The sequence below is a fragment of the Moorena producens 3L genome, from assembly GCF_000211815.1.
Classification (GTDB): Bacteria; Cyanobacteriota; Cyanobacteriia; order Cyanobacteriales; family Coleofasciculaceae; genus Moorena; species Moorena producens.
Genome location: NZ_GL890874.1, coordinates 163,384 through 170,319 on the forward strand (window position 1 = coordinate 163,384; position 6,936 = coordinate 170,319).

At 44.6% G+C, this 6,936-nt stretch carries 3 protein-coding genes and 4 pseudogenes; 5 read left to right on the forward strand and 2 right to left on the reverse strand.

The features are described 5' to 3' along the window. Positions 1–5: 5 nt before the first annotated feature. Positions 6–1,181 (reverse strand): annotated as a pseudogene (locus LYNGBM3L_RS12740) (RNA-guided endonuclease InsQ/TnpB family protein); the annotation flags it as partial. A 333-nt stretch (positions 1,182–1,514) separates the two neighbouring features. Between LYNGBM3L_RS12740 and LYNGBM3L_RS47310 the strand changes: the two are divergent. From LYNGBM3L_RS47310 to LYNGBM3L_RS12765, 5 genes and pseudogenes are all read left to right on the forward strand, one after another. Continuing rightward, positions 1,515–1,956, forward strand: a pseudogene (locus LYNGBM3L_RS47310) (transposase); the annotation flags it as partial. Between the two features lie 642 nt (positions 1,957–2,598). Continuing rightward, positions 2,599–3,011, forward strand: a pseudogene (locus LYNGBM3L_RS12750) (transposase); the annotation flags it as partial. 45 nt (positions 3,012–3,056) lie between these two features. Then, positions 3,057–3,638: a TetR/AcrR family transcriptional regulator gene (locus LYNGBM3L_RS12755; RefSeq protein WP_008183453.1), complete on the forward strand. Its 582-nt coding sequence runs from the start codon at positions 3,057–3,059 to the stop codon at positions 3,636–3,638. Between the two features lie 401 nt (positions 3,639–4,039). Beyond that, positions 4,040–4,144, forward strand: a pseudogene (locus LYNGBM3L_RS50370) (serine O-acetyltransferase); the annotation flags it as partial. 202 nt (positions 4,145–4,346) lie between these two features. After that, entirely contained in the window at positions 4,347–6,068 is a 1,722-nt protein-coding gene (locus tag LYNGBM3L_RS12765) for a DUF6909 family protein (protein WP_008183456.1), read from the forward strand. 369 nt (positions 6,069–6,437) lie between these two features. On the opposite strand, the gene LYNGBM3L_RS12770 is transcribed toward LYNGBM3L_RS12765, so the two are convergent. Next, positions 6,438–6,936, reverse strand: a 499-nt coding sequence (locus tag LYNGBM3L_RS12770; protein WP_008183459.1) for a calcium-binding protein, incomplete at its 5' end; no start/stop codon positions are given.

Genomic DNA, 6,936 nt, shown 5'->3' on the forward strand with positions numbered 1-6,936 from the left:
AAGCGCGATCCAACTTGCTCAACCAGGTCGGAACCAAGCAGAGTAGAGGTCGAGTCTCCCCGAGCGTTGAGGAAAGTTCCGGTGTGCCCCACCGTACTTAAGGCTCTCGTTAAGATGTTGATTGCGGCATTGTGGTCTCGGTCTAACTCACATCCACATTTACAAACATGAGTTCGAGTTGATAACGACTTCTTGACTACTTCACCACATGCCGAGCAGTTTTGGCTGGTATAAGCAGGGTTTACTGCAACAGTGACCCTGCCAAACTTTTCACCAAAATGTTCCAGCCATTCCCGAAACTTGTACCAACCTGCATCATTAATAGATTTAGCCAGACAATGGTTTTTAACCAGGTTTTTAACTCTCAAATCGACCTAGGCGACCAAGTCGTTAGACCGGATTACGCAACGTGCAACTCTCTTTGCATGTTCTTCACGCTGCCTACTTATTTTAAGATGCTGTCTGCCTAGTCTATTAATCGCTTTCTTTCGGTTAGCGGAGCCTTTCTTTTTTCGGGAAACTCGGCGTTGATAGAACTTTAATCGTTTCTCGCCTTTTCGGTAAAATCTAGGATTGGGTTCTGCATATCCATCTGAGTCCGTATAAAACTCTTTTAAGCCAACATCTAGGCCGACATTACAGCCAGTGGCTTGTAACGGTTCTGAATTATTTGCTTTTACGCAAAACTGAATGTAGTAGCCATCAGCTCTTTGGACTATGCGAACCCGCTTTATGAGCTTCTGGTCGAATCGCCATAAGTCCCAGGTACCCTTGAGCTTTACTTGCCCAATACCCTTTTTGTCCGTGAATTTTATCGACTTCCTGTCTGGGGATAACTTCCATCCAGATTGCTTATACTCGACTGACCTAGAATGTTTCTTGAACTTAGGGTATCCTTTCTTTCCCGGGACTTTCTTTTTGCAGTTATCAAAGAAGCGTTTAATAGCGCGTTCTACGTTCTCAACAGATGCTTGACAAGCATGGCTGTTAAGATGTTTAACAAATTCCAATTCATCCCTTAGTTGAGTGTTGTAGCGATAGAGTTCTTTCTTTCCAATCCCGGGATTATCCATCCAGAATCGGAGCACCTTGTTTCTGACAAAGCGAGCTGTCCTAATAGCTTCATTTATTGCTACTTTCTGACTCTCTTTTAAGACAGCCTTGAACTCCATTACCAGCACTCTATTATCACCTCCTTTGGTGTAGTTTCTTTACTTACTATTATAGTCGTTCGCGCAGCGTCGGCTTTGCCGAATCCAAAGATGCTAAAGTTCCCGAATAGTTAGGGAATAAATTCCCGTTCGGGCTAACCCCATGGTTTGAAGTTACCGTAAGGAGAGTGGAGCCTTGTCTTGATGCAGTCGCTCATGGGGGAAACCCCCAAGACCGCGCTGCATCGCTAATCAATAAGTTTTAACCTTTTTATGCATAGCCTGCCAACCATAAAGGCTCCACTCTCCTAAGGTTTCGTCTCCGGGATAGAATCCAGGGGCTTGCGCCCTCAGGGTCTTCGGTCATACCAGGAGGTGAATGAACGTCGGTTACAAATTATGCATAAGTGTTCCCAAACAAAAATCAGACGAGGATTAAACTTAATTATTGATGATTCGGGGCATAGAAAAAGTGGTAACTTTACTAAGGTCGTTGTCCGACAGTATATTGGTGAAATTGGCAAAACAGACAATGGAATAGTCATGGGTTACACTCATCTGTATGACGAAAAAAAGCCTACCATTAGACATAGAGTTGTCCCAACACGCTAATTCATTGCCCTCAGGAAAAAAAGACGAATAATTTAAAAATAAACCTGAACTCGCTTGAGAGTTAGTAGATAGAAGTCTAAGCAGAGGATATAAACCGGGAGTGGTACTAACTGATACTGGGTATGGGAATAACTCAACATTAGTGAAAGAATTGGAAAAAAGACGATTGAACTATTTAGAGGATATCTCCCAAGTTTTTTGATACTGAATTTTGCCCCCCTAGCCCCCCAATTCTGGGGGGAACAAGAATCAATTTGCGGCTAAAAGTCCCCCAAAATTGGGGGATTTAGGGGGCTTTGATGTAGCAAATGAGACTTCTCAGACAACCTCTTAGTAGGGTTGGCCAAAAACCGAAGAGGCGCGCGTTCCAATGGGCAGGTAAACTGCCCTTGGGTCGCGCCTCAAAGTAATAATAAAAACCGAGTCAAGGACAGAAACAGAACAATAAATTCGATTAGACGAGTTAGCGCGCGTCCCTATCAAAAGAGGACTTAACTCCGGTTAAACTCAATCTAAAAAAGCCGAAAACCCTTTGGGTAGCTACCTTCACCGGGAAAATCTCAGCTAATGAAGGAGAAAAGAGTTTTGCTATCGTCATGAATGCCAACTCAGCACCAGGAGCCTCAGATATCGGCGTTGCTGAATCAAGGAATGAATACGCGATCATCTGGTTTTGGTCAAGCCCCCGTGGGTCCCCCAGCGAGCAATCCCTCGCTGGGGGACGCAAGAAAGTCTTATTCCCCCACCGGTGCGCTTTCCGTCGGCGAATTAAATTCGCCACGGGTCGCACCGCAAAATTGGGGGGCTAGGGGGGCAAAACCATACCCAGAATCAGCAACGCCCAGATATCGACTACTTTATGACTAACGTAGAGTCATCAATAGTAAACCCAGAGTGGATAGTTCAAACTTATTCTCAAAGGAATTGGATTGAAGTCTTCTATCGTGAAGCTAAAGGCTGGTTAGGTTTACGAAAATATCAAGTGAGGAATAAACGCAGTTTACTAAGGCATTTTCTTTTAGTTTATTGTGCTTATAATTTTATCATTTGGCATCAAATTACTGGGGGGTTAAGAAGGCAATGGGCTAATAAACCTTGGCCAAAGGCCACCCTACGCGAATGAACACCTTTACAGAAGCAATGGATGCAAATCGTACTGCAATGTCTTTCCGGTTCTTTAATTGGCTTACCTACCATCAGGAGGTATTTGCCTCTTATCAAGCCACTTTGGGGTATATTTGGGCTTGATTTTTGTCTAAGTCCCAATAGTCAAAATTGTGCTAACCTAAAACTATGGTTGGAAGAAAGCTAGAGTTCGACCGGGAAGAAGCCCTAGAAAAAGCTATGGACTTGTTCTGGTCTAAAGGCTACAATGCTACCGGGCTCAATGACCTGCTCAAGCACATGGGCATCCAACGCCAAAGCCTGTACAACACCTTTGGTAGTAAACATTCTCTGTTTTTGGAGGCAGTACAGCACTATGGACAAACCGTAGTCTGCTGCATTGAGCAACGGTTGAATGAACCGGGCTCTCCCTTAGAAAACATCCGTAATCTAATCAGAGGGTTGGCTTCTGAGGCTATCTGTCCCAAATATCGTGGGTGTATGATGGCCAATACCATGATGGAGTTGGCTCCCCATGACCCAGCAGTGGCTAAGATGGTTCAGTGCCTAACCCGGCAGGTGGACAAAGCCTTGGAGCGGGCATTAGAGAGGGCTGTAGCCGCTCAGGAGTTGCCAAGGGAGGCTAATCCACGTCAACTCGCTCGCTTTCTACATCATGTTATATTGGGATTCAATGTCCGAGGTAAAATACATCCAAGTTGTTCTTATCTAGATGACATTCTGGAGGTAGCTTTGTCTGTACTCGAATAATCGGTTCAGAGGTAGCAAAATTTTTTTTGGTCATTTTTTGACTAAATGGTCAAAAAATACCGTGATTTGATCCAATCACCCCTGGTTCAATGGGTGCATCTCATATTTGAAAATTTTGCGTAGGGTGCGTTAGGGGGGCCGAGGATTTTCTCGGTAACCACGGTTAGGTTGCTGCCCGTAACGCACCACCGAGTAAAACAGCTTTAATGAGATGCACCTGCTTAAATCCCGAAATAATTCTCAAAAGCTCAGGAAGTCATAGTCATTCAGGAGACATGTCAATGCTACAACCTATTACGTTTACTAGAAGCCAAGACATCAGTAGCAAATCCCAAACCGTTGATGTACCAACAAACCCCGCTGCACCATCTGATGCTTCTTCTAGGTCTACTACTTCCTCCCTGGCTTTTGGTTGGTGGCAAACCCTTTGGGCAGATATCGACGTTATTTTCACAAGAGACCCCGCTGCCCGAAATTGGCTAGAAGTACTCTTTTGCTATCCTGGCACAGGACAAACTGCCCGATGTAGAGGCTAAGCTAATTCGGACATTGATAGACCGCATTGCTACTTTGGAACAACAGGTGCAGGATTTGAAGCAGCACGAACAGACAGCAATTCATTAAGTAATGGGTAATGGGTAATGGGTAATGGGTAATTGACCCAACTATACTTGATATCATTCCTAGCAATCGTAACAGAGCCTCTGTATGACTATTCCGGTTCCGCCAAGAACTCGCGCTCAAGAATCTCGGGCTGCTATCGAACGGATTTATGTGATCATGCGACATCTATTTATCCGAGGATACTACAAGCCGGGGGGTGCTTCTGGTGCAGCGTTGAGGCAAGCGTTGCTGACTTTGCAACCAGAAATTTATGGCTCCATTGCTGACCCACAGAAAGTGGAATTGAATGGTCTAGTTTATGTTATCGATCGCTTACCCTGCGGCATGGAAATGTGTCGTTTTGTGAAACTGGTGGCGGCAGAAGGGTATAGTCAATCAGGATTTGAGACAATTGTTCCTGCTAAACGTCGCCGTAATTGCTACCGCATTGATCAAGAAACGATGCTGATCGAAATTACCCGAGGGCGTAGCGAGATTTATGACATTCTTACCCATCTGACTTTTATTTATATCGAAGCTAATAAAATTAGAGACCATGCTCTGGAGGAAGGTCAACCGACACGAGAGTGGATAAAGCTCGAAGAAATGGTTACAGGTCAACAATCCCCGGATAATCCTAAGTCGTTGGTGTCAGAAGACCTGGAAGTCCAGCATCGAGCTTTTTCTTACTTAAGTACTCTTTTAGGACGTACGTTTGAAGAAACCAAACACGCTTACCATCGCCTTGCTCAGGCTAGCTCTGACAATAATGGTCTATTTGATATTATCTATTGGCTGGGTCGAGTGGCGATGGAAGAAGTCCAATCCCAACGCGATCGCAAAATTACTTTCAGTTCCACACTCCGGGAGCGGATTGGACATCATATCCACGGGGCGCAGTGGGCAACTGATATTAAAAGCTTTCTGTTAGAAAACAACTTATGGGAGCGCCCACTCCATATTATTAGTGCGAATTTGCATAGCGTGATGAATTGCTTATTTGCGCCATCAGCACTGAAACCAACCTTGGGACAGGACAAAAAAATTGAGGAAATTGCCCGTGAGTTAAGTTTGCCAGAAAACGCCCACCTAAACCAAGAGGTTAGGGAGTTTGCCTTGCAAAACGGGATGTTTTATCTGGCCGATCGAGCTGGGACAAATATCCACGTGCAAATTTTTGATACTGCTATGTTACCCCTCCCTTTGCTTTCCCCTGAATTACCAATTAATCCTAACATAATTGAACAAGAAAAGCCAGTTATCTTGGTAATGGATTATGCCTTTGGGGAACAAGCGTTTGAGATTATGGATGAATTACTCAAACCTTATAAAACCAGCGGGCACTCCAAAAAACTTAATGTGAAGTCGATTTCGGTAATGGGAAAAGCGGGAATATTGGTGGGACAAAAGGGAGATTTAATGCTACCAACGGCACACATTTTTGAGGGGACAGCGGATAATTATCCTTTTGTTAATGAGCTAAAGAGTGAGGATTTTAAAGATGATGGAATTCCCATTTATGAAGGAGCGTTGGTGACAGTAATGGGAACCTCTTTGCAAAACTCTGATATTTTAGCTTACTTCAAAAGTTCATCTTGGAATGTGATTGGCTTGGAGATGGAAGGAGCACACTTACAAAAGGCAATTCAAGCTGCTTCTATGATCCGTAAAAGTATTGATGATAAGGTAAAGCTGCGTTATGCTTACTATGCTTCTGATAACCCCTTGTTGACTGGCAGCACCTTAGCTTCCGGGGGATTGGGAACAACAGGTGTGAAGCCAACCTATTTAATCACTATGAAATTTCTTCAGAAAATCCTGGCATAGTTGATGTAGGGTGGGCAGTGAACCAGACCGATTCACCAAGCCATAGCCCATGGCTAGCCACTGCCCACCAAACGATTAATCACAATTGATGTAGGGTGGGCAGTGAACCAGACCAATTCACCAAGCCATAGCATTACTAGGGCGTGTTTTCAAACTCGGAGATCCCCCTAAATCCCCCTTAAAAAAGGGGGACTTTGAGAATGGCTCCCCCCTTCCGCGCGGGGGGTTGGGGGGGATCTAAATCTTGCGGAAAACTTTGAAAACACGGCCTAGGCACTGCCCACCTTAGGATGAAAACACAGAACAGGAAACTAATCAAATCAAGGAGATTTTAACTAGTCAGTTGTTTCCCCCACCGTGTACTAGTCGTTATACAAAGATCAGATCGGCTGTTGTATAGGTATCAGTAACTATAGCAATAACCTCCAGGGAAGGAGTATTCATAGAGATAAAGTTAGCCCCAAAGATATAGTCGCCGATTGCTCCATGGAGTTGAATTGTATCCGTACCAGATTCGAAATCCGTAATTACAGCGTAATCATTGAAACCAAACCATCCTTGCCCAACATAGTAAGCATTGCTGCTATCTCCAAGCACAAATGTATCAGCACCAGCTCCTCCGGTTAAGATATCAATTTCATTAACACCTGGATTGCTACTGGTGGGATCGACACCTACGATGGTATCATTACCAGAGCCACCAAACAGAGAGTCATTACCTAAGCCACCTCGAAGAGAGTCGTTACCTGAGTCCCCAGACAGGGAGTCATTACCTGAGCCACCCAGAAGAGTGTCATTATCTAAGCCCCCAGACAGGGAGTCGTTACCTAAGCCCCCAAACAGAGAGTCGTTACCTGAGCCCCCAAAC

Excerpts from the sequence above, each read along its gene's own strand:
- LYNGBM3L_RS12755 (WP_008183453.1), top strand. The coding sequence starts at position 3,057 with ATGGTTGGAAGAAAGCTAGAGTTCGACCGGGAAGAAGCCCTAGAAAAA.
- LYNGBM3L_RS12765 (WP_008183456.1), top strand. The coding sequence starts at position 4,347 with ATGACTATTCCGGTTCCGCCAAGAACTCGCGCTCAAGAATCTCGGGCT.